This is a genomic window from Neorhizobium sp. CSC1952 (assembly GCF_030378245.1).
Lineage (GTDB): Bacteria > Pseudomonadota > Alphaproteobacteria > Rhizobiales > Rhizobiaceae > Neorhizobium > Neorhizobium oryzae_A.
Window position 1 is genome coordinate 1,969,018 of the sequence record NZ_CP128416.1, and the last position, 25,983, is coordinate 1,995,000.

At 63.5% G+C, this 25,983-nt stretch carries 20 protein-coding genes and 1 riboswitch (1 of these 21 only partly in view); of the genes, 4 read left to right on the plus strand and 16 right to left on the minus strand.

What is annotated here, in order from left to right:
* Positions 1 to 5: 5 nt before the first annotated feature.
* Positions 6 to 1,289: an FAD-binding oxidoreductase gene (locus QTA58_RS09845; RefSeq protein ID WP_289672630.1), complete on the minus strand. Its 1,284-nt coding sequence runs from the start codon at positions 1,287 to 1,289 to the stop codon at positions 6 to 8.
* Positions 1,290 to 1,388: 99 nt separating this feature from the next.
* Between QTA58_RS09845 and QTA58_RS09850 the strand changes: the two genes are divergently transcribed.
* Positions 1,389 to 2,312 (plus strand): LysR family transcriptional regulator, encoded by a 924-nt coding sequence (locus tag QTA58_RS09850; RefSeq protein ID WP_289672631.1) that lies wholly within the window; start codon positions 1,389 to 1,391, stop codon positions 2,310 to 2,312.
* Between the two features lie 57 nt (positions 2,313 to 2,369).
* Positions 2,370 to 2,606 carry an Lrp/AsnC ligand binding domain-containing protein gene (locus QTA58_RS09855; RefSeq protein ID WP_085421505.1) on the plus strand — a complete coding sequence of 79 codons (237 nt, stop codon included), beginning with the start codon at positions 2,370 to 2,372 and terminating at the stop codon, positions 2,604 to 2,606.
* A 67-nt stretch (positions 2,607 to 2,673) separates the two neighbouring features.
* Here QTA58_RS09855 and QTA58_RS09860 read toward each other — a convergent pair whose 3' ends face one another.
* From QTA58_RS09860 to QTA58_RS09895, 8 genes are all read right to left on the minus strand, one after another.
* Positions 2,674 to 2,871 (minus strand): hypothetical protein, encoded by a 198-nt coding sequence (locus tag QTA58_RS09860; RefSeq protein ID WP_085421504.1) that lies wholly within the window; start codon positions 2,869 to 2,871, stop codon positions 2,674 to 2,676.
* A gap of 423 nt (positions 2,872 to 3,294) precedes the next feature.
* The gene (locus QTA58_RS09865) at positions 3,295 to 5,940 is read right to left on the minus strand and encodes an aminotransferase class III-fold pyridoxal phosphate-dependent enzyme (RefSeq protein ID WP_289672632.1); all 2,646 of its coding nucleotides are present in this window, start codon (positions 5,938 to 5,940) and stop codon (positions 3,295 to 3,297) included.
* A gap of 86 nt (positions 5,941 to 6,026) precedes the next feature.
* Complete coding sequence (purU, locus tag QTA58_RS09870; RefSeq protein ID WP_289672633.1) at positions 6,027 to 6,911, minus strand: formyltetrahydrofolate deformylase; 885 nt, start codon at positions 6,909 to 6,911, stop codon at positions 6,027 to 6,029.
* A 278-nt stretch (positions 6,912 to 7,189) separates the two neighbouring features.
* Positions 7,190 to 9,616: a glycoside hydrolase family 2 protein gene (locus QTA58_RS09875; protein ID WP_289672634.1), complete on the minus strand. Its 2,427-nt coding sequence runs from the start codon at positions 9,614 to 9,616 to the stop codon at positions 7,190 to 7,192.
* Positions 9,613 to 10,596, minus strand: a complete 984-nt coding sequence (locus QTA58_RS09880; protein WP_289672635.1) for a DUF1839 family protein — start codon at positions 10,594 to 10,596, stop codon at positions 9,613 to 9,615. The genes QTA58_RS09875 and QTA58_RS09880 overlap by 4 nt, the downstream gene beginning before the upstream one ends.
* A gap of 4 nt (positions 10,597 to 10,600) precedes the next feature.
* The gene (locus tag QTA58_RS09885) at positions 10,601 to 11,509 is read right to left on the minus strand and encodes an amino acid--[acyl-carrier-protein] ligase (RefSeq protein WP_289672636.1); all 909 of its coding nucleotides are present in this window, start codon (positions 11,507 to 11,509) and stop codon (positions 10,601 to 10,603) included.
* Positions 11,510 to 11,560: 51 nt separating this feature from the next.
* Positions 11,561 to 12,742, minus strand: a complete 1,182-nt coding sequence (locus QTA58_RS09890) for an acyl-CoA dehydrogenase family protein (protein WP_289672637.1) — start codon at positions 12,740 to 12,742, stop codon at positions 11,561 to 11,563.
* The gene (locus QTA58_RS09895) at positions 12,742 to 12,993 is read right to left on the minus strand and encodes an acyl carrier protein (protein WP_289672638.1); all 252 of its coding nucleotides are present in this window, start codon (positions 12,991 to 12,993) and stop codon (positions 12,742 to 12,744) included. Before QTA58_RS09895 ends, QTA58_RS09890 begins: the two co-directional genes overlap by 1 nt.
* Positions 12,994 to 13,165: 172 nt before the next feature.
* A riboswitch (TPP riboswitch) is annotated at positions 13,166 to 13,298 on the plus strand.
* 95 nt (positions 13,299 to 13,393) lie between these two features.
* On the opposite strand from QTA58_RS09895, the gene thiC reads away from it, so the two are divergent.
* Entirely contained in the window at positions 13,394 to 15,205 is a 1,812-nt protein-coding gene (gene thiC, locus QTA58_RS09900; protein ID WP_289672639.1) for a phosphomethylpyrimidine synthase ThiC, read from the plus strand.
* A gap of 708 nt (positions 15,206 to 15,913) precedes the next feature.
* Here thiC and QTA58_RS09905 read toward each other — a convergent pair.
* Both QTA58_RS09905 and epmA read right to left on the minus strand, forming a co-directional pair.
* The gene (locus tag QTA58_RS09905) at positions 15,914 to 16,963 is read right to left on the minus strand and encodes a lysine-2,3-aminomutase-like protein (RefSeq protein ID WP_289672640.1); all 1,050 of its coding nucleotides are present in this window, start codon (positions 16,961 to 16,963) and stop codon (positions 15,914 to 15,916) included.
* The gene (gene epmA / locus QTA58_RS09910; RefSeq protein ID WP_289672641.1) at positions 16,960 to 18,030 is read right to left on the minus strand and encodes an EF-P lysine aminoacylase EpmA; all 1,071 of its coding nucleotides are present in this window, start codon (positions 18,028 to 18,030) and stop codon (positions 16,960 to 16,962) included. Before epmA ends, QTA58_RS09905 begins: the two co-directional genes overlap by 4 nt.
* A 174-nt stretch (positions 18,031 to 18,204) precedes the next feature.
* Between epmA and efp the strand changes: the two genes are divergently transcribed.
* Positions 18,205 to 18,774 (plus strand): elongation factor P, encoded by a 570-nt coding sequence (gene efp / locus QTA58_RS09915; protein ID WP_085421492.1) that lies wholly within the window; start codon positions 18,205 to 18,207, stop codon positions 18,772 to 18,774.
* A gap of 84 nt (positions 18,775 to 18,858) precedes the next feature.
* Here the strand turns inward: efp and QTA58_RS09920 are convergent, their stop codons facing one another.
* The 5 genes from QTA58_RS09920 to QTA58_RS09940 form a co-directional block, all read right to left on the minus strand.
* Positions 18,859 to 20,301: an efflux transporter outer membrane subunit gene (locus QTA58_RS09920; protein ID WP_289672642.1), complete on the minus strand. Its 1,443-nt coding sequence runs from the start codon at positions 20,299 to 20,301 to the stop codon at positions 18,859 to 18,861.
* 133 nt (positions 20,302 to 20,434) lie between these two features.
* The gene (locus QTA58_RS09925; RefSeq protein ID WP_085421490.1) at positions 20,435 to 23,533 is read right to left on the minus strand and encodes an efflux RND transporter permease subunit; all 3,099 of its coding nucleotides are present in this window, start codon (positions 23,531 to 23,533) and stop codon (positions 20,435 to 20,437) included.
* 58 nt (positions 23,534 to 23,591) lie between these two features.
* Entirely contained in the window at positions 23,592 to 24,779 is a 1,188-nt protein-coding gene (locus QTA58_RS09930; RefSeq protein ID WP_289672643.1) for an efflux RND transporter periplasmic adaptor subunit, read from the minus strand.
* A gap of 161 nt (positions 24,780 to 24,940) precedes the next feature.
* Positions 24,941 to 25,543, minus strand: coding sequence for a TetR family transcriptional regulator (locus tag QTA58_RS09935; RefSeq protein WP_085421488.1), 603 nt, complete (start codon positions 25,541 to 25,543; stop codon positions 24,941 to 24,943).
* A 43-nt stretch (positions 25,544 to 25,586) separates the two neighbouring features.
* A protein-coding gene (locus QTA58_RS09940; protein ID WP_289672644.1) for a phosphoribosylaminoimidazolesuccinocarboxamide synthase crosses the window boundary here: on the minus strand, positions 25,587 to 25,983 show its end. The gene runs 554 nt beyond the window's last position; only the last 397 of its 951 coding nucleotides appear in the window; its start codon lies beyond the right edge, outside the window; the stop codon is at positions 25,587 to 25,589.

Genomic DNA, 25,983 nt, shown 5'->3' on the forward strand with positions numbered 1-25,983 from the left:
TACAATCAGAACCGCTCGCCGGCGAAATGGGCGAACTGCGCGCCCGCCTCGTAATAGGCTTCCTTCAGCGCACGCAAGCCCGGTTCCTTCGGCTCGGTGAACGGCAAGGGCAGGTCGGCTTCGGCCACGTGGCCGAGGATATGGCGCGCCAGGAGCTTGCCGAAACTCGTGCCGGGCGCGATGCCGCGGCCATTATAGCCCGAAAAGCCGATCACCTTGCGGCCGAACCTGTGGAGGCGCGGGAGTGCGTTGTCCGTCATGCCGATCTTTCCGTACCACTCGGCCTCGAATTCCACGCCGCCGAGCTGCGGAAAGATGCGCCTCAGGGATCGCCGCGACCAGGCCTTGTGGATCGCCGTGCCCGTGCCGCGCAGCGCGCCGACCGAACCGAAGATCAGCCGGCCCGCCTGGTCCATCCGGAAGGAGGAGAGGATTTCCCTGGTATCCCAGCAACCTTCGCGGCTAGGCAGGATGGATCGGCGCAGATTGTCGCCGAGCGGCGCCGTGGCGAGATTGAAATAGGGAAGATGCACCTGCTCGCGGCGCACGGTTTCCCAGGGGCCGGTGCTGTAGGCGTCGGTCGCGACGATGATCCAGTCGGCGGAGACTTCTCCCTCGGCCGTCTTCACGACTTTCCGGCCATTCGCTTCGCCGGCACCGGTCACCGCGCTGCCGGTATGAAGTTTCGCGCCGGCTTTGACGGCCGCATGCGCCAGGCCGCGGGCATAGGCGAGCGGCTGCAGCGTGCCGGCGCGCATGTCGAGCAAGGAACCGGCATAGGCCCTGGTGCCGATGCGCCGCTCGGTCTCGGCACGGTCGAGAAGCGTCACCGGCGCACCCCGCTTCTGCCACTGCCTCGCGCGTTCCTCCAGTTCCTTCATGCCGCCCGGGCCGACGGCGCAATGCAGGGTGCCGTTCTTTTCGAGCTCGCAGGCAATGCCATGCTTCTCGATCAGCTCGCGGACGAGATAGGGGCCGTTGCCGAGCAGATCGAGCAGCTTCTCACCGTAAACCGGGCCGAGCTCCTTCGGAAAGTCGTCGGGCATCACCCACATGCCGGCATTGATGAGGCCGACATTGCGGCCGGCGCCGCCGAAGCCTATTTCCGCCGCTTCCAGCAGCCGGACATCGACGCCGGCTTGGGCCAGATGCAGCGCCGCCGAAAGACCCGTGTAGCCTCCGCCGACGATCACCACATCGGCCGAAACGCCCTCCTCCAGCCGCGGCGCCGGCGGCGGCGGGGGCGCGGTCTTTTCCCAGAGGCCGTGAGAGCGGGGATCGTTCAGCATGATGGATTGTCCGGAGGCAGCACTCACCAACTCTTTACAGAGGGCTGTTATCGATGAATATCGACATGTTCTCAACAGGTCATTCGCCGGAGGAATGACATGCTGCCGCCCCGGCGCTTCCTTCCCTCGTTCTCGCTTCTGGCGGCCTTCGAAGCGGCGGCACGCACCGGCAGCGTCACGGCGGCGGCGAACGAGCTCGGCCTCACCCAAAGCGCCGTCAGCCGCCAGATATCGGCGCTCGAAAAGCAGCTCGGCGTGGCGCTGTTCCTGCGCGAGCGCCAGACGATCCGCCTGACGATCGCCGGCGACACCTATGCCCGCGAGGTGCGGGAGGCGCTTCGCCGCATCTCCAATGCCTCTCTCAACCTTCGGGCCAATCCCGCCGGCGGCACGCTCAACCTCGCCATCCTGCCGTTCTTCGGCACCCGCTGGCTGACCCCGCGGATCAGGCATTTTCTCGATGCCCATCCGGGCATGGTGGTGAACCTGATCACGCGGCTGGAGCCCTTCGATTTTCGTTTCGATACGCTGGATGCGGCGATCCATTTCGGCGCGGCGCGCTGGCCGGGCGCGGCGCTCACCTTCCTGATGGACGAGGACGTGCTGCCGGCCTGCAGCCCCGAGTTCAGGCTGCGGCACGACCTCGAAACGCCCGCGGACGTGCTGAAGGCGCCGCTTCTGCATCTCAATACGCGGCCCGACGCATGGGAACAGTGGTTCAAGACGAACCGGATCGCTTTCGATGCGCTGCACGGCATGCTGTTCGACCAGTTCATGCCGATGGTGGAGGCCGCCGCCGCGGGCCTTGGTGCGGCGCTTCTGCCGCGCTTCCTGATCGGCCGGGAACTGGAACGGGGCCTTCTGGTGCCTGCCGTGGAAGCCGAGGGGATGGAGACGGGGCAATACTATCTCGCCTATCCTCCGGATCGCGCCACCTATCCGCCGCTTGCCGCCTTCCGGAGCTGGATCACGATGGAGATCGAGAAGGAGCGGCTTGCGAACGGCGGCCGCATCGGCCAATAGTCGTTTCATATCCATCATGATCGCAAAAAGGCGATCCGACCGACGGGAAGACGTCCGATGAAACCCATTTTCGTCCAGCTCCGCTGCAAGCCCGGCAAGACCTATGAGGTTGCCGATGCCATCTACAAGACGGAACTCGTGTCCGAACTCTATTCCACCAGCGGCGATTGGGACCTGCTGCTCAAGGTCTATATCAAGGAAAACGATGAAATCGGCCGGTTCGTGAACGAGAAGATCGCGGCAATTCCCGGCATCGAGCGGTCGTTGACGACGATCACGTTCACCGCGTTCTGATTCCTTATCGCAGCAACCAAATGAAAAAGCCGCCCGGAGGCGGCTTTTTCAGGGGTTTCAAAAAGTGTCAGACATGCGCCGTCGGCGCGAGGTTGCGCGAGCGCACCAGATCGCGAATAGCGAGGCGCACTTCGTCGGCGGAATTGAAGCGCCGCTCGTCGAGATCGATGACGTGGAATTTGACGGCGATGAACTTCAGCCGATCCTCGTCCGGGATGACAATACCGACGGGCTCCCCGCCGAATTCAATAACTTGCTTCTGCATGGCAGACTCCCGCAATGGCCGCTTGAATGCAGCTTTGGCGAATGAAATTTTCAGGAACGATTGAACCGAAAGCGTTACATTCGACAGCACGGAAGGGAGCGGCGATCCGTGCCAATCATTTTGGACGCACCTTCACCGAAGGCGGCGACGATAACAGGTTCAGACATGTCACTCTCCCTCATGGTGTTGCGCGAAAATCGATCGGACTCACTCCGGTCGAACCATGACCGTCTGTAAGCGAGTCCCACAGCGCGATCAATGAAAATCGGTATAACTAGAATTTTTTTCTTACCGATGACAGGAAGAAGGCGGAATTGTGAAATTTCGTTCGCACATTCGCGGCCATCGTCCGTCCCGGTTTAAATAGGTGGTGTTTGGGCCGGCGCAAGGATCGCCTCTGAAAATTCCAGCCGGAAGGCAAGATCAACTTTCCGAGAGAAGCGTTTCGAGGCGAGCCACGAGCAGGTCGGCGCTTTCCCGGCTGAAGCAAAGCGGCGGCGCGATCAGCAGCTCGGCATGGCCATGCCAGGTGGTGAAAATACCCCTTTGCGCCAGACCGCCATGAATGGCACTTGCCGCCGCATCATCCGCGAACTCGAGAACGAGGCAAAGCCCCATGCCCCGGATGGAGCGGATTGCCGGGCTACGGGTTGCAAGCTCTTCAAAGGCCGATCTCAGGTGATCGCCGACAAGGCGGGCATTTTCCCGGAGCGCTTCCTCTTCGCAGACGTCGAGGATCGCGGCTGCGGTCGCGCAGGCGACCGGGTTTATCCGGGGCAGGGCCTCGCTTTCGGCCGCGATATTCTCGCGTGTGAACAGAACCCCGATCGTCCCGCCTGAGAGGCCTGCGATGACGATGTCGGGTGAGAGGTTCCGTGCCTCGAAGCCCCAGGCGTGATGGCCGAGCCTTCCCCATCCCGTGCGGGTCTCCTCGGCGATGAGGAGACCTTCATTCCGGGCAAGCGCGTCGATCGCTTCGGATAGACTGTCGACGGAATCCGGAAAGCCGGAAATCAGCAATCCGGCCTTGCCGTCGTCTTCGAGCGCGGCCGTCGCGTCCTGGATGCTTCCGGTCCCGAGGATTGCCGCATCACCGGCCATCTCCGGCAAGGGGCCGTTGAGGTGAACGATATCGTTCTTTCCGGTATGCGAGCGGGCTAGTTTCAGGGCGTAATCCAGCGCCTCGCGATATCCCGGCAGGACAAGCACGGCCTCCAGTCCTTCCGGAGCCAGTTCCCGGAGGCGCTGCGTGAGGAGCTGCTCGGCTTCGGACGGGCCGGAGAGCGCAGCGTCCAGCACGAGAAGCTGGCGGTAGGCCGCGACGGCGATCTGCGAATGGCCATGGCCGATCAACGGCGCATTCTCCGCAAGATCGAAACGGGTGCGGCCTGCCGCGTCGAAAAGATACTCCTTCCAGCCGCGGACCGGCTGGCCGAGGTGTTTCGGCGCCGGCGCATCCGCATCGAAGCCGAGCAGAGCCGACGGCGAGGGGCACAGCTTCGACCATGTTCCGGCCTTGTCGGCGACGCAGAAGAGCGGCGGCACGAGATCCGGATCGCGGCAGAAGCGCAGGCGCAGGCCGCCGACCGAATTTTCGGCGCCGGCGACCTGTCCGAGCGGGTCTCCCGCCTCGAGTTCCGTATCCTCGGCTGCGATGCAGTCCAGGCCTTCGATATGCAGGGTGAGGTCGCGGCCCGCGAGAACAAGCCGCGGGCCGGTGCTCCGAAGCGTCCCCGCAAAGGGCGCGACCGCCGCCGTGCCGGCCGGCACGCAGGCGTCGATATGGAGCGAGAAGCTCTCCGGCTCCCGCTGCGGATCGGCGGTCGTCTTCGACAGGCGGTATTCGCCGTAGCGCGTGCTCCCGCGGCCGGTCTCCCACGCGATGCGGGCAAGCAGTTTCCAGTCGTTTTCCGGGTCGGTCCAGTTGCCGCCGTAGAGAAGCGGGCTCGTGACACTCAGATCGACGAGCCGGATGCTGTCGGGATCGACGCCGGGCAGCAGACGGCCAATGTCGGGCAGCGGTTTCGTCAGTCCCGCCACATCGAGGATCGCCGCAAACATCAGTGCCGGAGAGATTTCGGTCGCCCTATCCAGGAGCATGCGGCGCTTTTCCGCCTCCTCCTCAGCCTGACGGTCATCGGGGAGCTGGACGCGCCTGTTCTCGGCCTTGGCGGCGAGAAGCGCTGTGCGGGCGACGACGAGCGGCCAGAGCGCTTCGAACTCGACGGAGGTGAGCGGGTGCATGTCGTGATAGGCGCGGATCGCCGGCAGCAGGGCGAACGGGTCGCCTTCCTGGTTCGACAGAAGATAGGCGCAGGTATTGGCGAGGCCTGCGACCAGCCAGCCCCTCGAAATGCCGGTGAAATCCGTCACCCCGGTCGGCAGCCAGAAACCATCCGCGACATCGCCGACCACGGCATCGGCGTCGAGGCTTTGATGTGCGGCCGCTGTGCGCAGGTCCGGTGCGAGCGGCTGGATGCGCCGCAGCATCGTCACCATGGCCTTGGCGATCACGTCGCGGATTTCCTGATCGCTGACGGTGGAGAGGAGCGAAACCGTCTGCGGACCTGCCTTGCGCAGGTCGTTCTCCGGCTCCCGGTCCAGGACCGGGTGCTCGAAGCCTTCGAGATTCCTGGCGAGCGTGGCGGCGATCGAGCCGAAGGCGGCGACCGCCTGTTCCGACAGCTTTTCATCCGCCGGCGGCGAGGTGCCCTCGATAAAGGTCAGCAGGCGGATGCGCCGGTCCTCGCCTCCAAGCGGCAGTACGATCGTATCCGCGCCATCCTTCGTAGCGACGGGCTCGGGAACGTGCGGGCCGTCGGGTTCACGCAGGATATGGCGCATCAGCGCATGTTCGGCCTCGATTTCCTCGAGAGGCGCGTCGGCGGGCGCTATCTTCAGAAGGTAGCGCATATGGCCGTTGTCGATCAGGAAATAAGGATTCTGCCGCCCCTCGATCGGGAAGACCTGTCCGGAAAGCCCGTATTGCTCGCGCAGAACCTCCTCCACCGCCTCCATCGGGAGATCGGTTGAAGAAGGTTCCGGCTGGTCTGGCTGCGTGTCGGACATGAACCTCTCCGGATGATCGCTTCCGAAGAGGATAGCGCGGCAAAACCGCGCGTCCATAGGAGCTTTCGGCCAAGCTTGGCCGGGTTTCAGCCCATGCGTTCCGAGGCGTAGGAGCCCGGGCTCGGAGGGAAGACGACGGTGCGGTTGCCGTTGATGAAGGTGCGGTGGTGGATATGCGCGTGGATGGCGCGGGCCAGCACCTGGGCCTCCACGTCACGGCCGAGCGAGACGTAGTCGTCCGGCGACTGCGCATGGGTGATGCGCACCGTGTCCTGCTCGATGATCGGACCTTCGTCGAGATCGGCCGTGACGTAATGAGCCGTCGCGCCGATCAGCTTCACGCCGCGCTGGTAGGCCTGCTTGTAAGGATTGGCGCCCTTGAAGCTCGGCAGGAACGAGTGATGGATGTTGATGATCCTACCCGACATTTTCGCGCAGAGCTGGTCGGACAGGACCTGCATGTAGCGGGCGAGCACGATGAGTTCCGTGCCGGTGTCCTCGACGATCTCCATCAGCTGGGCCTCGGCCTGCGGCTTGTTCTCCTTCGTCACCTTGATGTGGTGGAAGGGAATGTCGTTGTTGACGACGAGCTTCTGGTAGTCGAAATGGTTGGAGACGACGCCGACGATGTCGATCGGCAGCGCGCCGATCTTCCAGCGGTAGAGCAGGTCGTTGAGGCAATGGCCGAAGCGGGAGACCATCAGCAGCACCTTCATGCGGTTTTCCGCGTCGAAGATGTCCCAGTCCATGGCGAACCTTTCGGCGACCGGCGCAAAGCCCTCGACAAGTGCGGGACGCTCCGCACCTTCCTCGGACAGGAAGCTGACGCGCATGAAGAACTTGCCGGTATCGAGATCGTCGAACTGCGAACTGTCGATGATGTTGCAACCGTTCTCGGCCAGGAAGCCGGAAATCGCAGCCACGATGCCGCGCGTCGTCTTGCAGGATACCGTCAGCACATAGTTCTTCATCTAAAATCTCCCTCCTCCACGTCGGTGGCTATTGCGTGTATACATAAAATTGGCGCCGGACAATATCCAGTCCGAAGAGAAAAGGAAAAATGCCGCATTTGTTCGATTCCGGTTCTCGAAATGTGTACAGCCTGCCGTTCGCTTTCGCTTCCTTTTCTCGGGGAGCTTAAAGCTCGCGGGCCAAAACTCCGTTCCTTTTGCGGCGTCCGGCTGCGCATCGCCGTCGCCTGAGCCCATCCGGTGGATCGCCTTTCGCTTACCCCTCACGAAGTGGGTTCTCAGAAACGCGCGATGCGATCGCTATTAGGTGTGCGGATCGCGCCGCTCGGCCGGCCGGCATTGCCGGGCAACGGGTCGAGGCGCAACCGTTTCGGCTTTCCGGGGGCCAGATGGAACCAGTTGTCGCCGGGGCGATAGCCGGCCGCGTCGACGTTGACCGACTGGGCGAAGAGGTCGGCCGAGAGCTCCAGCCAGAATTTCCCCTGATCCTCGGTCAGATATGCGGTGATCTCCGCCGGGTACATGGCTTTTGCGCGGCCGAGCGGGAAATGAAAGGCTTCGGCAATCGGCTCGCCCGTTTCCGCATGCCGCAGCCGGGCCACCGTCACGTCATGCGAGGGTGGACCGAAGCGATAGGCATAATTGGTATCGAAGAAGGCGCCGAACAGGTCGGTGCAGGCGATGCTCTCGCTGCGGCGGGAGCCGAGCGTCAGCTCCCGCCGCCCGGAGACCACCGGCAGCTTTCCGTCACGCAGGCAGGCGACTTCCAGCGCGACCGGGATCTCGGCAGCGGTCTCGTTAAGCAGATGGACGTCTAGGCCGTTTGTGCCTTCGTCGGCGAACATGACCTGCACCGGCCGGAAGGCGCGTCTCAGCGCATGCCAGGCGGGTTTCGGTTGTCCGTCCCCGCCAATCACACCCCAGCCCGGGCCGGGCATCACGTCCTGGAAGGTGAAGACGAGTGCGCCGTTGCAGGTCGAGCCCGGCCGGCGCCATTCCGCAAATGTCGCTTCCATCACCTCGCCGGTGACGGCGCGCGAGAGCGCGAGATAGCGTTCGAAATCGGTCCGGCAGAGCTCCTGCGGATCGACATCGTAGAGCATGCCCAGATAATGGTCGCGCACGTCCTCGAAATCCCAGTCGGCGCCGGCATCGCGCGGAATGCCGGCCTTGCCGCGGCCAAGCGTCTCGCTGCCCGAGAGGTTGGAGAAGGCGAGGCACTCGGCCGCAAAGCGCACATTCGCCCGGCGGGCATCCTCAAGCGGGCGCTTGTAGGCGCCGACGCCGTAATAATGCGCGACGCCGGCATTGGGATAGAAGGGCAGCGCGCCGCCGGAAGGCGAATTCACCACATAGGGCAGGTCCGGCCGATGTTCGGCGGAGAGCTCCGCGAGGATTTCCCCGCAGAGCGGGACTTTCCAGATGCGCTCCGGCAGGCCCAGCATGGCGCCCTGCTGCCAGATCTCGCTGCCGCCGCAAAGGACGGTGAGCGAAGGGGAGGCTTGCGTCGCCGACAGGAATTGCGCAGCTTCCTTTTTCACGTGAATCACGAAATCCGGATCGGCGGCCGGATAATCGAAATTGGCGAACATGAAGTCCTGCCAGACCATCAGGCCGAGCTCGTCGCAAAGCGCGAAGAATTCAGGGCTCTCATAAGCCGCGATGCCGGGAATGCGGATCACGTTCATGCCCGCTTCTTTCGCGAGCTTCAGCCACGGTTCGTAGGCTGCCCGGTTGCCCGGCAGCGTCCCGACATCGGCGGAAGTCCAGACCGCGCCGCGGCAGAAGATCTTCTCGCCGTTGACGATCACGGCGAAGTCGTTGCCATCGGCGCCGCGATCGACCGCGATGCTCCGGAAGCCGGTACGGGCGAGCGGAAGCTCTTCGCCGTCGATCCGAAGTGCCACGTCATAAAGCGCCGGCTCGCCATGGGTGTGCGGCCACCAGGGCTTTACGTCGGGGACATGCAATTCGGCAAAATACCGTCCTTCGATACAGGTAAACGCTGCTTCACGTTCGTCGCAGGCAAGACTGAGGTTTCTGCCCGGGCCTTCGTAAGCAAAGCTGACCCTGACGATACCTTCCTCATTCGCCAATCCGGCAAAGACGGAAAGATCGAAAATCCTGTTTTTTCCCGGCCTGACCAATGAAACCGGCCGCCACGGCCCGGCTGCATGGATTTCGGGACACCAGCCGGGCATGAAGCCGAGCGCCGTCGTGCGGATGAGGCGCAGGCCCTGGCGGCTCATCAATCGCGGCCGCCAGCGGGCACGTGGGCCCGTCTTTTCCAGATGCGGTTCCAGCGCCCGGAAGCAGATCGACAGCGTCTCGCCGCCGGCGAGATCCACCGGCACATCATGGCTTTCGAACATGCTCCCGGACGTGAGAACCAGTCTGTTGTCGAGAAAGACCTCGGAGATCGTCGCAAGGCCGGCCAGACGGAGGATTGCCGGCCCCGGTGCCTCGCCGGCCAGCGAGCGGCGATACCAGACATCCTTGCCGGTGAGCGGTTCGGGATGATCGCGGCCGAAACGGCCGGCGGCTTCGAGTGCGGCCGCCACCGTTCCCGGCACGATGGCCGGAATGCTTTCGAGCATCGAAGGGAGGTCGCCGGGCAGCGCGCAAGCGCCCGGCTCGGTCAAGACCAGCGACCAGCCTTCGTCGAGAAGGCCGGCTTCGGCACCGATGACCGAAAGATCGCTCACGCTGCCTCGCGGTTCTCGGCGGCCGCCAGCGCCAGGTCGGCCATCAGCACGTCCCAGGCTTCGGCGGCCGGGTCGAGCGCGGCCGCCAGCGGTTCGAACTTCTTGCGGGTGACGGCGCGGGCAAGCTGGAATTGCGTGGACTTCGCCACTTCCGAGATCTTCAGGGCCTGTTTCTCCGCTTGCGCAAAGGCTTGGCCGTTCAGCCACGCGAGATGGCTCGCCAGAAGCTCGAAATTCGCGCCGACCTGCCGCAGCGTGTTGAAGGCGTATTTGTGGAAGAAGCCGAAATCGCGCTCCGCCACGTGTTGCACCTGTGCCGGAAAGACTTCGGCGAAAGCGCGGATCGGGTTTTCCCGGGGCCGCCGGGAAAAATGGTGTCGCAGCAGCCTCCACGCCGTCTCGCGGATCCCGCGGGCGTCCGGATGGGTGGCCGGGAATTTCGCGAATTCCGTATAGGGCAGGAAGGGCAGCGCGTCCGGAGCGGCATTCATCTGGAACAGCCCGTCGAAATCCTCGCCGGACAGATGGAAGAAGCCGCCGTTGTGGAAGTAGTTCAGCGTGCGGTCCTGGAGATCGAGCCGGTTGATCGCCACCGTCGTCTTGCCGTGCTCCTGGCGGTAGGTGACACCGCGTGTGTCCGGCAGGTAATAGCTGTCGAGTTCCATCAGCGTCAGCCGGCCGCGGGCGATCTGCTCCGTCACATGCCGTTCCGGCCGGTCGAAGATCGCCAGCTCCGTCACGCGAATGCCGTAAAGCGCTTCGAGGTCCTCCAGCGGCACCTTGAAGAAGGTGAACTGGTCGCCTTCGAAATCCTGGGTCAGCGTGAAGCCGAGCATGGCCTCCGGCGGCAGGCCTTGGGCCGAAAGCACTTCGATCCAGAGATCGACGTAGCAGTTCGTCTCCGGCCACATGCGCTCGGCCGCATGCAGCGCATGCGGCTTGTAGCCTGCCGGATCGAGAGCGGGAAAGACGGCCGTCATGGCGTCAGCCCCACAGGACGGCGCGCACGTTCTCGGGCCATGTCTTCACGTCGAGGCCGTGCGTGTGGAAGAGGGCTAGCGCGATGCGCTCCAGGCCGAACCCGACGCAGGCGGTGTGCGCCGTCGAACCGTCCTCCAGGTAGAGGCCCCATTTCGTGCCGAATGCATCCTGATGGTAGTTGAAGCTCATGCAGGCGGTCGGCTTGGCGGTCGAGGTGATGGGGATCAGGAGCTCGAACTTCAGGTTCTGGTCCCGCTGGTTGTTGGCGAGCATCTTTCCCGCCCGGCCGAAGAAGGGGTCGTTGGCGACATCGATCGTCACGTCGAGGCCGACCGACTTCATCATCTCGACGCCGCGATCCATCCAGCGCTGGCGGAAATCGGTGACATGCTGCTCGGTGCCCATGCAGACGTATTCGCGCATGCGGAACAATTGCTGGCGGGCCGGGTCCTTGGAGGGCTCATGGCGGAAGCAGTAGCTCTGCAGGTCGTAGAGGCCGCCCGTCTTCGGCAGCCTGCCGCGGCGCGCCACCGTCGGGTAGAGCGGATAGCAGGCGGCCGGCGTCAGCACGATGTCGGTCGCCTGCTGGTCCTTGGTCCAGTCGTCGCCGACCTCCATGCATTTCAGGAGGCTCATGTGGTCGAGCTCGCTGCCGCAGAAGGAATGCACGGTGCCGGCGAGCTGGGGGAAGCTCTTCATATAGCCGCTCGTCTCGAAGAATTCGCGGTTCATGCCGGGCGGAAAACGCATGGCTTCCGCCCCATCGGCGCCGCCGACCTTGTCGATCAGCCGTTCGAAGGCGGCGATCACGTCCTCGAACTGGCCGCTGCGGCCATAGAGCCCGTCGACGCCGGTCTCGATCAGAAGGCCCGCATCGAACAGGCGGTCGAGAAAGGAAACTTGCATATCCATGGCTTCACCTCATCCAATTCGCTTGAGGGCAATTCATTTGACGGGTGGGCGTCAGCCGAGCAGGCTGGTGTCCGGTTTCTGCACGAGCAGCATGGTCGACGTGTTGCCGAGGATGCGGTCGTTGGAGATCATCAGCTGGGCGGAATGGGCATCGCGCAGGTGCCGGCCGAGGCTGTAGGGCGTGCCGTTCTTGTAGCCCATGATGCCGCAGATGATCATAGCCTGGTTGATGATCGTCAGGATCGTCTCGGAAGAGGCGAGCTTGACGTTGTTCATGGCGATCGAAAACGCCATCGAGGAGAGCTGGTCCGGGTCGGCCTTGGCATCCGCATAGACCTTCAGGCCGGAAAGGATGTTGGCCTTCAGGAGCTGCAGCAGGTTCGAGGCTTCAGCCAGCCTGACGGCGCCGGGCGGCTGGGCGCCGTTCGCCTTGCGGGCGGCGGCGCGCACGAAGGCCTGGGCGCGAAGGACCGCGTCGGCGGCGATGCCGTACCACACCGCGCTCCAGAGGAGATGCGAGGTCGCGAGCATGGATTGCGCGGCGATCTCGGCGAAAGGCTTCGGGAATACCTGGACCGCCGGCGCTTCGCCCTTGAACAGGAAGCCGTCGGAGCAGGTGCCGCGCATGCCGAGCGTATCCCAGTCGACCGTCTTCTGGAGCGTGTACTGACCCTTCCTGAAAACGGTCATGACCTGGTCGCCCGAAGCGGCCTTCTCGTGGCTGCGCGAAGTGACCATGATCGCATCGGCATGGGCGCCGTAGGAGATGACGGTCGCGTCCTTCGTCAGCCGGCAGATGTCGCCGTCGATTTCGATCGCGCAGATGGAGTTGCGCATGTTGCCGCCGATGCCGGCTTCCGTCGTCGCCGAGGCGACCAGAAGCTGCCGGGCGGCGAGCTCGCGCATGAAATCCTTATGCCAGGCGCTTTCCGTTCCGTGCTCGACAAGGCTGGAAACCTTGATCTGGTGCATGGCGAAGACCATGGCGCTCGCGGCGCAGGCCTGGCCCAGAATGGAGCAGACTTCGGCGATTTCCTGCGTCGTTGCGCCTTCGCCGCCAAAGGCAGAGGGAATCTGGATGCCCAGCAGCCGCTCGGCCTTCAGGGCCTCGACCGCCTCGCGCGGGAAGCGGCCTTCCTGATCGACGCGGTCGGCGAATTCGGCGGCCACCATCGCAACACGATGGGCGCGTGCGCCAAGGCTCATATCGGTTGCGACGGCGGCGAGGCTCATCACGCGGCCTCGCGGGCTTTCAGGATCCGGGATACGGTCTCTTCGATCGCCGAGATGCTGGCGAAAGACTTGCGATTCAGGAGATTGTCGGGAAACTCGATATCGAAGGCCTCTTCGATCGCCAGCATGAGCTGCACGGATGCGAACGAAGAAAGGCCCGCCGCATAAAGGTCGCCGCCGTTCTCAAGCTCGCTCACGGCGACGGGGAGGCCGCCAACCCGTGTCAGCAATTCGCGAATGGTCTCGTTCATCAGACATCCCCCGGATGGTGTTGCGTTCATCGCTGGGTGCATGTTTAGGCCGGAAAGCATAAGATTCCGGTAAGAAACGTAATGAAATTAGGGCTGCGGGATTCGTTCAAATTCGAGCGACCGGCCGCAAAGAGGCCGGCTTGACAGCGAAGGCGCCGGGGTTTTTGATGCCGGTATTCACCAGGGGGGTCCCGGCAAGGGGCTGAGATACTGCTGGGCAATTCAGGCTTTGCCGATTGCGGCGCAGTGACCCGTTGAACCTGATCCAGTTCATACTGGCGTAGGGACGGTGCGAGCGCTCACGGCAATGGCGGGATTCCCGTTTCATCCGCTCAGGCGCTTTTCCATCATTCCAACACTGGAACTGGGTCTCCAAACGTCAAACCTTGGAGCCTCGACCATGAATATTGTCCCACCCAAGCTCACCCCGGTCGTCACCACCGGCCCGCTTCCGGCCTCCACGAAAGTCTTCAAGCCCGGCACCATGCATCCGGATATCCGGGTGCCGATGCGCGAGATCGCCCTGCATCCGACGGCTGGCGAACCGCCGGTGACCGTCTATGATTCTTCCGGTCCCTATACCGATCCCGCTCACACGCCGGCGATCGAATCCGGCCTGCCGCGGCTTCGCGAGCGCTGGATTCGCGCACGCGGCGACGTGGAATCCTATGAAGGCCGCATCGTAAAGCCGGAAGACAACGGGTTTGCCACCGGCGACCGCCTGACGCCGGAATTTCCGCTTCGCAATGCACCGCTCAAGGCAAAGAGCGGAAAAGCCGTCACCCAGCTCGCCTATGCGCGCGCCGGCATCGTCACGCCGGAGATGGAATTCATCGCCATTCGCGAGAATCTCGGCCGGCAAGCGGCCAAGGAAGCCCTGGCAAGGGATGGCGAAAGCTTCGGCGCGCATATTCCGGATTTCGTGACGCCGGAATTCGTGCGCCGCGAAGTCGCCGAGGGTCGGGCGATCATCCCCGCCAACATCAACCATCCCGAATCCGAACCGATGATCATCGGCCGGAATTTCCTGGTGAAGATCAATGCCAATATCGGCAATTCGGCCGTGACCTCGTCCATGGCGGAAGAGGTGGAGAAGATGGTCTGGGCGATCCGCTGGGGCGCCGATACGGTCATGGATCTCTCGACCGGCCGCAACATCCACAACATCCGCGAATGGATCATCCGCAACTCGCCGGTTCCGATCGGCACCGTGCCGCTCTACCAGGCGCTCGAAAAGGTGAACGGCATAGCCGAGGACCTCACCTGGGAGGTCTATCGCGACACGCTCATCGAGCAGGCGGAACAGGGCGTCGACTATTTCACCATCCATGCGGGCGTGCGGCTCGCTTATATCCCGCTCACCGTCAACCGCGTCACCGGCATCGTGTCGCGCGGCGGCTCCATCATGGCCAAGTGGTGTCTGCATCACCACAGGGAGAGCTTTCTCTACGAGCACTTCGAGGAGATCTGCGACATCTGCAGCGCTTACGACGTCTCCTTCTCGCTCGGCGACGGGTTGCGCCCCGGTTCGATCGCGGACGCCAACGACGCGGCGCAGTTCGCGGAACTGGAAACCCTTGGCGAGCTCACGAAAATCGCCTGGGCGAAGGACTGCCAGGTGATGATCGAAGGTCCCGGCCATGTGCCGATGCACAAGATCAAGGAGAACATGGACAAGCAGCTTGCGACCTGCGGCGAGGCGCCCTTCTACACGCTCGGACCGCTGACGACCGACATCGCACCCGGTTACGACCACATCACCTCCGGCATCGGGGCGGCGATGATCGGCTGGTTCGGCACGGCCATGCTCTGCTACGTCACGCCCAAGGAACATCTGGGCCTGCCGGACCGCGACGACGTGAAGACGGGCGTCGTCACCTACAAGATCGCAGCGCATGCCGCCGATCTCGCCAAGGGACATCCGGCGGCGCGCATCCGGGACGATGCGCTGTCGCGCGCCCGGTTCGAATTCCGCTGGGAAGACCAGTTCAACCTGTCGCTGGACCCGGAAACGGCGCGCTCCTTCCATGACGAGACGCTGCCGAAGGAGGCGCACAAGGTGGCGCATTTCTGCTCCATGTGCGGGCCGAAATTCTGCTCGATGCGGATCTCGCACGACATCCGTTCCGAGGCGCAGAAGGAAGGACTGGAAGCCATGGCCGCCAAATATCGCGACGGCGGCGATCTTTATATGCCGGTCGGGGAGGATTGATGGGCTATCTTGCGGACGGGGGCTGACTGCGCCGAGCCGCGAGCGGATGAATGGCGTACCGTTCCGCCCCCCTCTGTCCTGCCGGACATCTCCCCCACAGGTGGGGAGATCACAAGCGGCATGACCTTCCCGCCCAACTACCGGCTCGTAGGAGTTTGCTGTTATTTGTTTGGGGAAGCCGGTGTGCCCATCCGATCTCCCCCCTTGAGGGGGAGATGCCCGGCAGGGCAGAGGGGGGTGTGGCCGCATCCACCGAACTGATGGATAAAATTCAAGGCCACTCAAGTCTTATCAACCACTTAACCTCTTTCTCATCCCCGCCCTCCGAACCCATGCCTACAATCCGCTTGCTTCCGTCGCCGGAGTGTTTCGCGAGACGTTCGCGGGCAGGCGGGGGCCGGCGCTTCCATCGGAACCGTAACGTGCGGGGAAGATGGAAGAGGTGAAAGCCATGGAGAGTTCGTCGAAAGACGGGCTTTCCTATCAAGCCTCCCCCTGGTCGCCAGGCCAGGTTCGGTTGAGCCGTGCAAGTGGTCTGAAAAGGCCACGCAGCGAGGCGAGATGATCACCTGTAGGGGCCGGAAGCCCCGAGAGAACGCCGAAGGCCACGCGAATGCGGAGCCGCTTTATACAAATACAATGAGGTTCCGCATTCGTGTGGGCTCTCCAGAACACGGGTAGAATCTGCCGCGTGAACGCCGGCGCTCGTCATCTCGGAGGATAGATATGCTCTTCGCCGTGGAAATCGCTGACGGAATAACAGCCGCCTTCGCGCCGCGCGGCGCTCTCGCCGATCACCGCCTTGCCGTGGCCGCCTGGAATATCCAGCACGTAGGTCGGCTGGCAGAGGCCGGAAATATTGCCGCGCAGCGCCGAGACGATCTTCTGGCCTTCGGCGATGTCCAGCCGGAAGTGGCCGGTGCCGGGCGCGAGGTCCGGATGATGCAGGTAATAGGGCTTGATCCGCGTCTCGACGAAGGCTTTCATCAATTCGCCGAGCACGATTGGATCGTCGTTGACGCCCTTCAGCAACACCGTCTGGCTGACCATCGGAAAGCCGGCATCGATCAGCCGGGCGCAGGCGGCCCGAGCCGGTTCGGTCAGTTCGCGCGGGTGGTTGGCGTGCAGCGCTACATAGACCACCTTGCGGCTCTCCCTCAACGCGGCGATCAGCGCCTCGTCCACGCGATCCGGCTCGACCACAGGAACGCGGGTGTGGAAGCGGACGATCTTCACATGCGGGATGTCGGCAAGCCCGCGCATGATGGCGGAAAGCCGGCGCGGCGACAGCACCAGCGGGTCACCGCCGGTGAGGATGACTTCCCAGACGTCCGCGTGTTCGCGGATATAGCCGAGAGCGGCCGCAAGCTCGTCCGGCGAAAGCGTGCCGTCGCCCTCGGGGCCGACCATCTCGCGGCGGAAACAGAAGCGGCAATAGACCGGGCAGACATGCACCGCCTTCATCAGCACCCGGTCGGGATAACGATGCACGATTCCCTTGACGGGGCTGTGCGCATGGTCGCCGATCGGGTCGAGGCGTTCCTCCGGCGTGGTCAGCAGCTCACCCGGATCGGGCACGAACTGGCGCGCGATCGGGTCTTCCGGATCGGCGCGGTCGATCAGCGAGACGACCGTCGGCGTCAGCGCGATCGCATAGCGGTCGGCCACGGCGCGGATGCCGTCGAGCCTCGCCGGCTCGATCAGCCCGGCCGATGCCAGATCCTCGGGCGTTTTCAGCGAGCGTGCGGCCGCCGTCATTCGAACACCTCCGCGACGGGCGCCCACATCACCTGGTCGATACGGGTCGCGCCCGTCGCCAGCATGGCGAGCCGGTCGAAGCCGAGCGCGGCGCCGCTCGCCTCCGGCATGACCGCAAGCGCGTCGAGGAAATCCTCGTCGATTGGATAGCGCTCGCCGTAGATACGCGCTTTTTCCGCCATCTCGTGCTCGAAGCGGCGGCGCTGTTCGCCGGCATCGGTCAGCTCGCCGAAAGCGTTGGCCAGTTCGACGCCGCAGGCATAGAGCTCGAAACGTTCCGCCACGCGTCGGTCGCGGCCAGAAGGCCGGGCAAGGGCCGCTTCGGAAACGGGGTATTCGCAAAGGATCGTCGCGCGGCCCCGGCCAAGATGGGGCTCGATCCTTTCCACCAGAACCTTGCTGAAAAGATCGGCCCAGGTGTCGTCCGCGGCAAACCGGATCCCGGATTGCTGCAGACCCGCCGCCAGCAAATCGCGGTCGGTCCCGCCATCCGGGGCAACGGAAGCCAGCAGATCGATGCCCGCGAAGCGGTCGAAGGCTTCCGCGAGCGTCAGGCGCTCCGGCTCTGCAAACGGATCAATCTCCATGTCGCGGAAGGCAAAGCGCTTCGTCTTCGCGGTCTCTGCCGCAAGCGCCAGCATCTCGGCGCAGTCGGTCATGAGCTGCCCGTAACTCTCGCCGGCGCGATACCATTCCAGCATGGTGAATTCCGGATGGTGCAGCGGCCCGCGCTCCCGGTTGCGGTAGACATGCGCGAAGGTGAAGATGCGCGTCTCGCCGGCCGCCAGCAGCTTCTTGCATGCGAATTCCGGCGAGGTGTGCAGATAGAGCGGTGCTCTCGTGCCGTCGATCGCCACCGCCTCCGTCGCGAAGGCATGCAGATGCGTCTCGTTGCCCGGCGAGGCCTGCAGCGCCGCCGTGTCCACCTCGATGAAATCGTTGCGGGTGAAGAAACCGCGCAGCGCCGCCTGGACCGCATTGCGGCCCATCAGGAAGGGCCGGCGGTCCGCATGGTTTTCCGGCGTCCACCAGGACGAACGGGACGGAGCGGCTCGGGACAGGCTCATTTGCGGCTTTCTTCGCCGGTTCTTGCCGGCAAGGCTTCCACTTCGCGCGGTTTTAGGGTAGTTCCGCCCGGAAAACACACACTCGGTCACGAAGGCCGTCCTTCGGGCCGGTTATCGCCCGGTCCTCTACGATGCATTTTCGGCAGTGACAAGCCGGCACCACAAGGGAATATCATGGTCAAGATCATCGCCTCTTCCGTCCGCAAGGGCAATGTCCTCGAAGTCGACGGCAAGCTCTATGTCGTTCTCACTGCCCAGAACTTCCACCCGGGCAAGGGCACGCCCGTCACCCAGGTGGACATGCGCCGCATCGTCGATGGCGTGAAGGTGTCGGAACGCTGGCGGACCACCGAGCAGGTGGAGCGCGCTTTCGTCGAGGACGTGAACTTCCAGTATCTCTACGAGGATGGCGAAGGCTTCCATTTCATGAACCCGGAAACCTACGATCAGGTCGTGGTCGATGTCGATACCATGGGCGATCAGAAGGCCTATCTGCAGGAAGGCATGACCTGCATCCTCTCGATCCATGAAGGCGTGCCGCTGGCGATCGAACTGCCCCGCCATGTGACGCTCGAGATCGTCGAGACGGAACCGGTCGTCAAAGGGCAGACGGCATCCTCTTCCTACAAGCCGGCCATCCTCTCCAACGGCATCCGCACCATGGTGCCGCCGCATATCGATGCCGGCACCCGGGTTGTCATCGCGACGGAAGACAATTCCTACGTCGAGCGCGCCAAGAACTGATTTCTCCGGCTTCTTCAAGCTGACACAAAAAAGCCTCCGGAGCCGCGGCTCCGGAGGTTTTTTCTTGCCGGCGGATGCCGGGACTTATTTCTTGGCGAGTGCCGCGGCGACCTTGGCATCGACCTGGCCGAAGCCGTAGCCGCCGCCGATCGCCACGTTGAGGGCGACAAAGTCCTGGGCGACCTGCTGCACCGCCTGAGCCAGGTTTGCCTGAGCGGTCGAGACCTGGCGCTGGGCATCGAGGACGTCGAGCAGCGAGGACGCGCCGTCGCGATAGCTCGCGGTCGCGAGCTGCAGCGCTTCCTGGTAGGACCTTACGGTCGCCTGCAGGGCCTCGACCGTACGGCGGTCGCGGGCGACGGCGGCAAGCGCGTTTTCCACCTCTTCGACGGCGTTCAGCACCGTCTGCTTCCAGGCGAGATACTGTTCGCGGGCCGCGGACTCGGAGCTGGACAGGTTCGCACGGAGCGCGCCGCCATCGAAAATGGGCAGGCTGAGACCCGGTCCGAACGACCAGCCGAGAACGCCGCTCTCGCCTGCGGCAATCCTGGTGTAGGACGGAGTGATCGAGCCGCCGAGCGTGATGGCCGGATAAAGCTGGGCTTCCGCGACGCCGATCTGCGCAACGGCGGCTGCGAGCTGGCGTTCGGCAGCCCGGATGTCGGGCCGGTTGCGGATGAGGTCCGCCGGAATGCCGGCCCTTGCGTTGAAGCGTGCGACCGGCTGGCGCGCACCCTTCTGAAGCTCGGGAACGAGGGACGACGCCGGCAGGCCGAGAAGGGTGGCGATGCGGTGGGCGGCAGTTCGGAACTGGGTCTCGAGGCCGGGCAGCTCCGCAAGCGTCGAGTTCACGAGACCTTCCGACTGGACGACGTCCAGCCTGGATGCGGCGCCCGCTTCGAGCTGCAGCTTCGTGAGGTTCAGCGTTTCGCGGCGTGATTCGAGGTTCTGCCGGGCAATGGCGATCCGTTCCTGATAATACCGCACATCGATATAGGACGAAGCGACCTGCGACAGGAGCGTCAGCCGCGCCACGTCGACATTGGCATAGGCCGCATCGAGGTTTGCGAGGGCCGATTCCTTGGAACGGCGATAAAGCCCGAAAAGATCGAGGAACCAGGAGGCAGTCAGATTGCCGCTGACCGTCGTCTGGGGGCTGGCCGATGTCGGGCTGAGCGGTCCTCCGATGTCCTTGGTGCCGCTCCGTTCAGCCGAACCGCCGAGATCGAGGGACGGCAGGGAGCCGGCGCCGGCGCTGACGACGGAGGCCTGGGCCTGATTGATTCGCTCCAGTGCCTGCAGCACGTCCAGGTTCTGGCCCAGACCCTGCTGAACATAGCCGTTCAGGCGGCTGTCGTTGAAGGCCTTCCACCAGGCGACCTGCGACACGTCTCCATTGCTGGTGGCGCCGGCTTCCGCAAACTTGCCCGGAAGGGCGATTTCCGGCGGCGTGTGGTTGGGGCCAACAACGCAGCCCGAGAGGAGGAGTACGGTGGTCAGAGGAGCGACAACACGAATGAATAACATTTTTCTGTCCCGGTGCCCTACAACGCGTGGAAGTCAGACATTCATGCCGCTTCCGATTTGCACCGTCAGGAGCGATTCGTGCGGCCCCTGACGGCATTAAACGTCCAATACGTTAACGAACGTATGCCTTATGCTACGCTTTTTCACGGTTTGATAACCGTCTAACGACAACAAAGAAGGACGGAACGAAGAAAATTCCGAGGAGTGTTGCAGAAAGCATACCACCCAGCACCCCGATGCCGATCGCGTTCTGGGCGGCGGAGCCGGCGCCGGTGGCGATCGCCAGCGGGACGACGCCCAGAATGAAGGCGAGCGAGGTCATGACGATCGGCCTCAGACGCAGCCGCGCCGCCTCCAAAGTCGCCTCGATCATGCTCATTCCGCCCTCCTGACGGTCCTTGGCGAATTCCACGATCAGGATCGCGTTCTTCGCCGCCAGGCCGATCGTCGTCAGAAGACCGACCTTGAAGTAGACGTCATTCTCCTGCCCGAAGAAATGCGCCGCGGTGAGCGCGCCGAGCACGCCGACCGGGACTGCCAGAATGACCGAAAAGGGAATCGACCAGCTTTCATAGAGCGCCGCCAGGCAGAGGAAGACGATCAGCACCGACAGCGCATAGAGCATCGGCGCCTGCGAGCCTGAAAGCCGTTCCTGATAGGAGATCCCCTGCCAGGCCACCGAATAGCCGCCCGGCAGTTGCGCCGTCAGCCGTTCCATTTCGTCCATCGCCTGACCGGTGCTGACGCCGGGACCTGCCGCGCCTTCCAGCGGGATCGCGCTCGTGCCGTTGAAGCGTGCGAGCTGCGGGGTGCCGCTGATCCATTCGACGGTGCTGAAGGACGAGAAGGGAACCATTTCGCCTTGGTTGTTGCGCGCATACCAGTGCTTCAGGTCGTCCGGTTGCATGCGATAGGCCGCATCGCCCTGGACGTAGACCGGTTTCAGCTCGTTGTTCAACGTGAAATCGTTGACGTCGCGGCCGGCGAAGATGGTGGCGAGCATCGAGTTGACCGACGCCAGATCGACGCCCATGGCACCGAGCTTTTCCTGGTCGAGCAGGATTTTCAACTGGGTTTCGGAACGCTGGGTGCTGCTGCGCAGCGAGCTGATGTTCGGGTTGCCCGTGCCGGCCTGCATGAGCTGCTGCGATGCCTGCGTCAGGGCGTCATTGCCGTTGTTGCCGCTGTCCACGAGATACATGGAGAAGCCGCTCGACGTGCCGAGGCCCTGGATGGCGGGCGGCAGCAGCGCGAAAACCTGGGCATCGCGCAGCGTGAAGAAGTAGCCGCTGGCACGCTGCACGACGGCCGCAGCCGATTGTTCCGGCCTCGTGCGTTCCGCGAAGTCCTTGAGTTTCGTGAAGACGATCGCATTGTTCTGCCCGCTGCCGCCGAAGCTGAAGCCGAGGACGCCGAACACGGTGTCGACGCTATCCTTCTCCTGCTCCTTGAAATAGGCCTCGACCTTCTTGACGACCTCATCCGTGCGCGTGGTGGTGGAGCCCGTGGGCGTCTGGATAATGGTCAGCAAGACGCCCTGGTCCTCCTGCGGCAGGAAGGAGCTCGGAAGCCTTGTGAAGAACCAGGCGCAGCCGCCGATGACTAGAGCGAACATCAACATCACCCGCAGCGGACGCTTCAGCAGGTAGCCGATCGTAGAGACGTATCCCCTGGTCGTGCGGTCGAAGCCGCGATTGAACCAGGCGCCGATGCCGCGCCGCTTCTTGTGATGATCGATCGGCTTCAGCATGGTGGCGCAGAGCGCCGGCGTCAGCACGATGGCGACCAGCGCCGACAGGAGCATGGCCGAAACGATGGTAACCGAGAACTGGCGGTAGATGACGCCTGTCGAACCGCCGAAGAAAGCCATCGGAATGAAGACGGCGGTCAATACGAGCGCGATGCCGATGATCGCGCCGGTGATCTCGCCCATGGATTTTTCGGTCGCTTCGAGAGGGCCCAGGCCCTCCTCGTCCATGATGCGCTCGACGTTTTCGACCACGACGATGGCGTCGTCGACCAGCAGGCCGATCGCCAGAACCATGGCGAACATGGTGAGCGTGTTGATCGAATAGCCGGTGATCGCCAGGATGCCGAAGGTGCCGAGCAGCACCACCGGCACCGCGATCATCGGAATGAATGTTGCCCTGAGGTTCTGCAGGAAGATCAAAAGCACAACGAAGACGAGGATGATGGCCTCGATCAGTGTATGGACGACCTTTTCGATGGAAAGCTGAACAAATGGCGTAGTGTCATAGGGATAGGTGATTTCCACGCCGTCAGGGAGATTGGGGGCAAGCTCAGCCAGCTGCGCCTTCACGCGGGCAGCCGTATCGAGAGCATTCGCGCCGGTTGCCAGGTTGACGGCAAAACCGGTGGAGGGAAGGCCGTTCTGGCGCGAGCTTCCGCCATAGGACTCCTGGCCGATCTCGACACGGGCGACATCGCTCAGGCGTACGGTAGCGCCGTCCTGCTCGACCTTCAGGATGATCCGCTCGAACTCGTCGACCGTGGTCAACTGGCTCTGCGCCGTCATGGTGACGGTCAGCTGCTGGCCTTCCGTCGCCGGAAGGCCTCCGAGGGCGCCGACCGACACCTGCGTGTTCTGCGCCTCAATGGCGGAGGTCACGTCGGCTGCGGTCAGCTGGTACTTCTGCAGTTTGAAGGGATCGAGCCAGACGCGCATGGCATAGCCGGAGCCGAAGATATCGATGCTGCCGACGCCTTCGAGCCGCTTCACCTGGTCTTCGATCTGCGTGGCGAAGACGTCGCCGAGATCCACCGAGCTGCGTTTGCCGTCCGTGGAAACGAGCGCGCCGACCATCAGGATGCTGGAGGTGGAGCGCGCCACCTGAATGCCCGCCTGCTGGACCACGTCCGGCAGCTGGGACTGCACAAGCTGCAGCTTGTTCTGCACCTGAACCTGGGCGATGTCCGGCAGGATGCTGTTGCCGAAGGTCAAGCTCACTTCGGAACGTCCCGTCGACGACGAAGAGGTCATGTAAGTCAGGTCATCGAGCCCGGTCATGCCGTCCTCAATGATGCTCGTTACCGATTTCTCGACCGTTTCGGCGCTCGCGCCGTTGTAGGACGCGGAAATGCGAACCGTTGTCGGGGCGATCTCAGGGTATTGCGAAATGGACAGGGTCGCGATGGCAAGCGCGCCTCCCAGCATGATAACGATCGCGATGACCCAGGCGAAGACCGGTCGCCGGATGAAGAAGTTGGCCATTCAATTGTTCCTTGCGGCGTTCGTCGTTGCCGGTTCTGCTGTCATTCTCAACGCTGGCTCAAGGCTGGGCGGCTGCAGGCTTTGCCGCTTCGACGACAAAGCCCTGATCGTCGACCGTCGCCTCGACCGGCTGGACGGCGGCGCCATCGGCGATCCACTGGAAGCCGTCGACGATCAACCGGTCGCCATCGGCAACTCCTTCCGTGACGAGCCAATTGTTGCCGGAAACATTGCTGGTGGGGAAAATACGGGTCTCGACCTTGCTGTCGGCGGTCACGAACTTGGCGGAAAGCTCGCCGCGGGCGTTGCGGGTCGCGGCCCGCTGCGGGATGAGGTAGCCATTCTCGTTGCCGAGCGTGACCGTCGCACGCACATACATGCCCGGCAGGATTATGTTATCGGGATTGTCGAACTGCGCGCGGATCTGGTAGGTGCCGGTGGTTTCGCTGACCGCCATTTCCGACATATCCAGCTTGCCCGTGTGGGAATATTCCGTCCCGTCTTCCAGGGTGAGGCGTATGTCCGCCTTGCGCGGGTCGCCGCTCAGCCGGCCCGAAGCCATGGCGGAGCGCAGTTCCAGAAGATTGGTGCTCGAATCGATCAGATCGATATAGATCGGATCCAGCTGGCGGAGCGTCGTCAGAGCGGTCGTCTGATTGGCCGTGACGATATTGCCGATGCTGACATTGGAAATCGCGGTAACGCCGTCGAAGGGTGCGCGGATTTCCGTGAGGCCGAGATTGATCTCGGCGGCCTGGAGCGCGGCCTTCGACTGTTCGACATCGGCCTCGGCCTGAAGCAGCGTCACGCGCGCGTTCTCGTATTCGATCTGCGTCGCGCCGCTGTTGACCAGCCGCTCGTAGCGGGAAAGGTTGGCCTGGGCGCTCGGAATGCTCGCTTCCGCCTTGGAAACGCTGGCGCGCGCCTGCGCAACCTCGGCCGCATAGGTGCTGTCCTCGATCTTGTAGAGAAGATCGCCGGCCTTGACCTCGCTGCCCTGCTTGAAGGCGATCTCCTTTATCTCTCCCGTCACCCGCGGCCGGATGTCGGCGATCTGGAAGGCGGAAGCGCGGCCAGGCAGGACGGCGGTGATCGGCTGCACGGATTTCTTCATGGCGACGACGCTGACCGGCTGAGGCGGGCGCTGCGGCGCGCCGCCGCCTTCGGCGGTCTGCTGGCCCGAATCGCTGCAAGCCGCGAGCAGCGCGGAAAGAAGCAGGGGAAGGATCAATTTGCGTGCGGTCATGGCGTCATCCAAGGCAAAGCGTTCGGGCAGTTGCCACGGCAGACGATATGCCGGGGCGGAGGTCGGGGAAGTTAACCCGTCTTAAGCGGTCAGACCAGTGGTGGCCGAAAGACGATCCAACCAGCGTTCCATTGCGGGAAAGTGACGTAAGTTAAAAATCGTCACTTTACAAGAGGATTTTGCAGCGCAGCATTCACAAGCCTGGCAAGACCTTCGCACCGGTCGTAGAGCTCGGCTTCGTCGGACTTGGCCAGAATGACGGGATGCAGCACGCTCGCGAAGGCGGCGGCCACATGCCGGCTGACCGCGTGGGGTTCGGCGCATTTGTAGGCGCCGCTCTCGACGCCCTGGCGGATGAGATCGAAGAACAGGTCTTCGATCAAGGCCTTGTAGTGCCGTCCGCTCGGCAGATCGGCTTCGGACATCAGGAAGATCATTTCGAACAGGAAGGGGTTTTCGCGAATGTCCTGAAGATGTGCCTCCATGAGCCTGCGAACGACGATCGCAAGCCGCTCGGGCGCCGGCGCCGGTTCGTCAAGCGTCCCGAACCGGCCGATCATGCGGCTGATATGCCGGTCGCAGATGGCGTCCGCCAGCGCCGCCTTGGAGTGGAAATGCTTGAAGACGTTGGCGGGCGACATCTGCAGCGCATGGGCGACATCGGCGATCGAGCACTTGGCGATGCCCCGCTCGCGGAACAGGGTTTCCGCCGTAGCGAGGATATCCTCCCGCGTCTCTTCAGCCTTGCGCCTGGGTCTTCGCACTCTCACCTCTTCAAAAACTGCCGGACGGCTTTCGGACGGCCGTTCAACGCGCGCTGAAATAGGGCTTCAGGTTTCCGCGGATGCGATCGAGCACGGTCGTGCCGCTGGTGTCGGGGACGAAAACCTCTCCGGTGATCGTTTCGTAGGCGGTGCGATAGACTTTCGCAGTGTCCTCGACCAGCTCCGCCGGGATCGGGGGGATCTCGTCCTTATATGGGTCGCAGCGCTCGACCACCCAGGCGCGGATGAAATCCTTGTCGAAACTTTTCGGGCGCGTGCCGTTCCGGAAGGCTTCTTCGTAGCTCTCGGCGATCCAGTAGCGGCTGCTGTCCGGCGTATGGATCTCGTCGGCGAGGACGATATTGCCTTCCCTGTCCGTGCCGAATTCGTACTTGGTGTCGACGAGGATAAGGCCCCGCTGCCTGGCCAGTTCCTGGCCG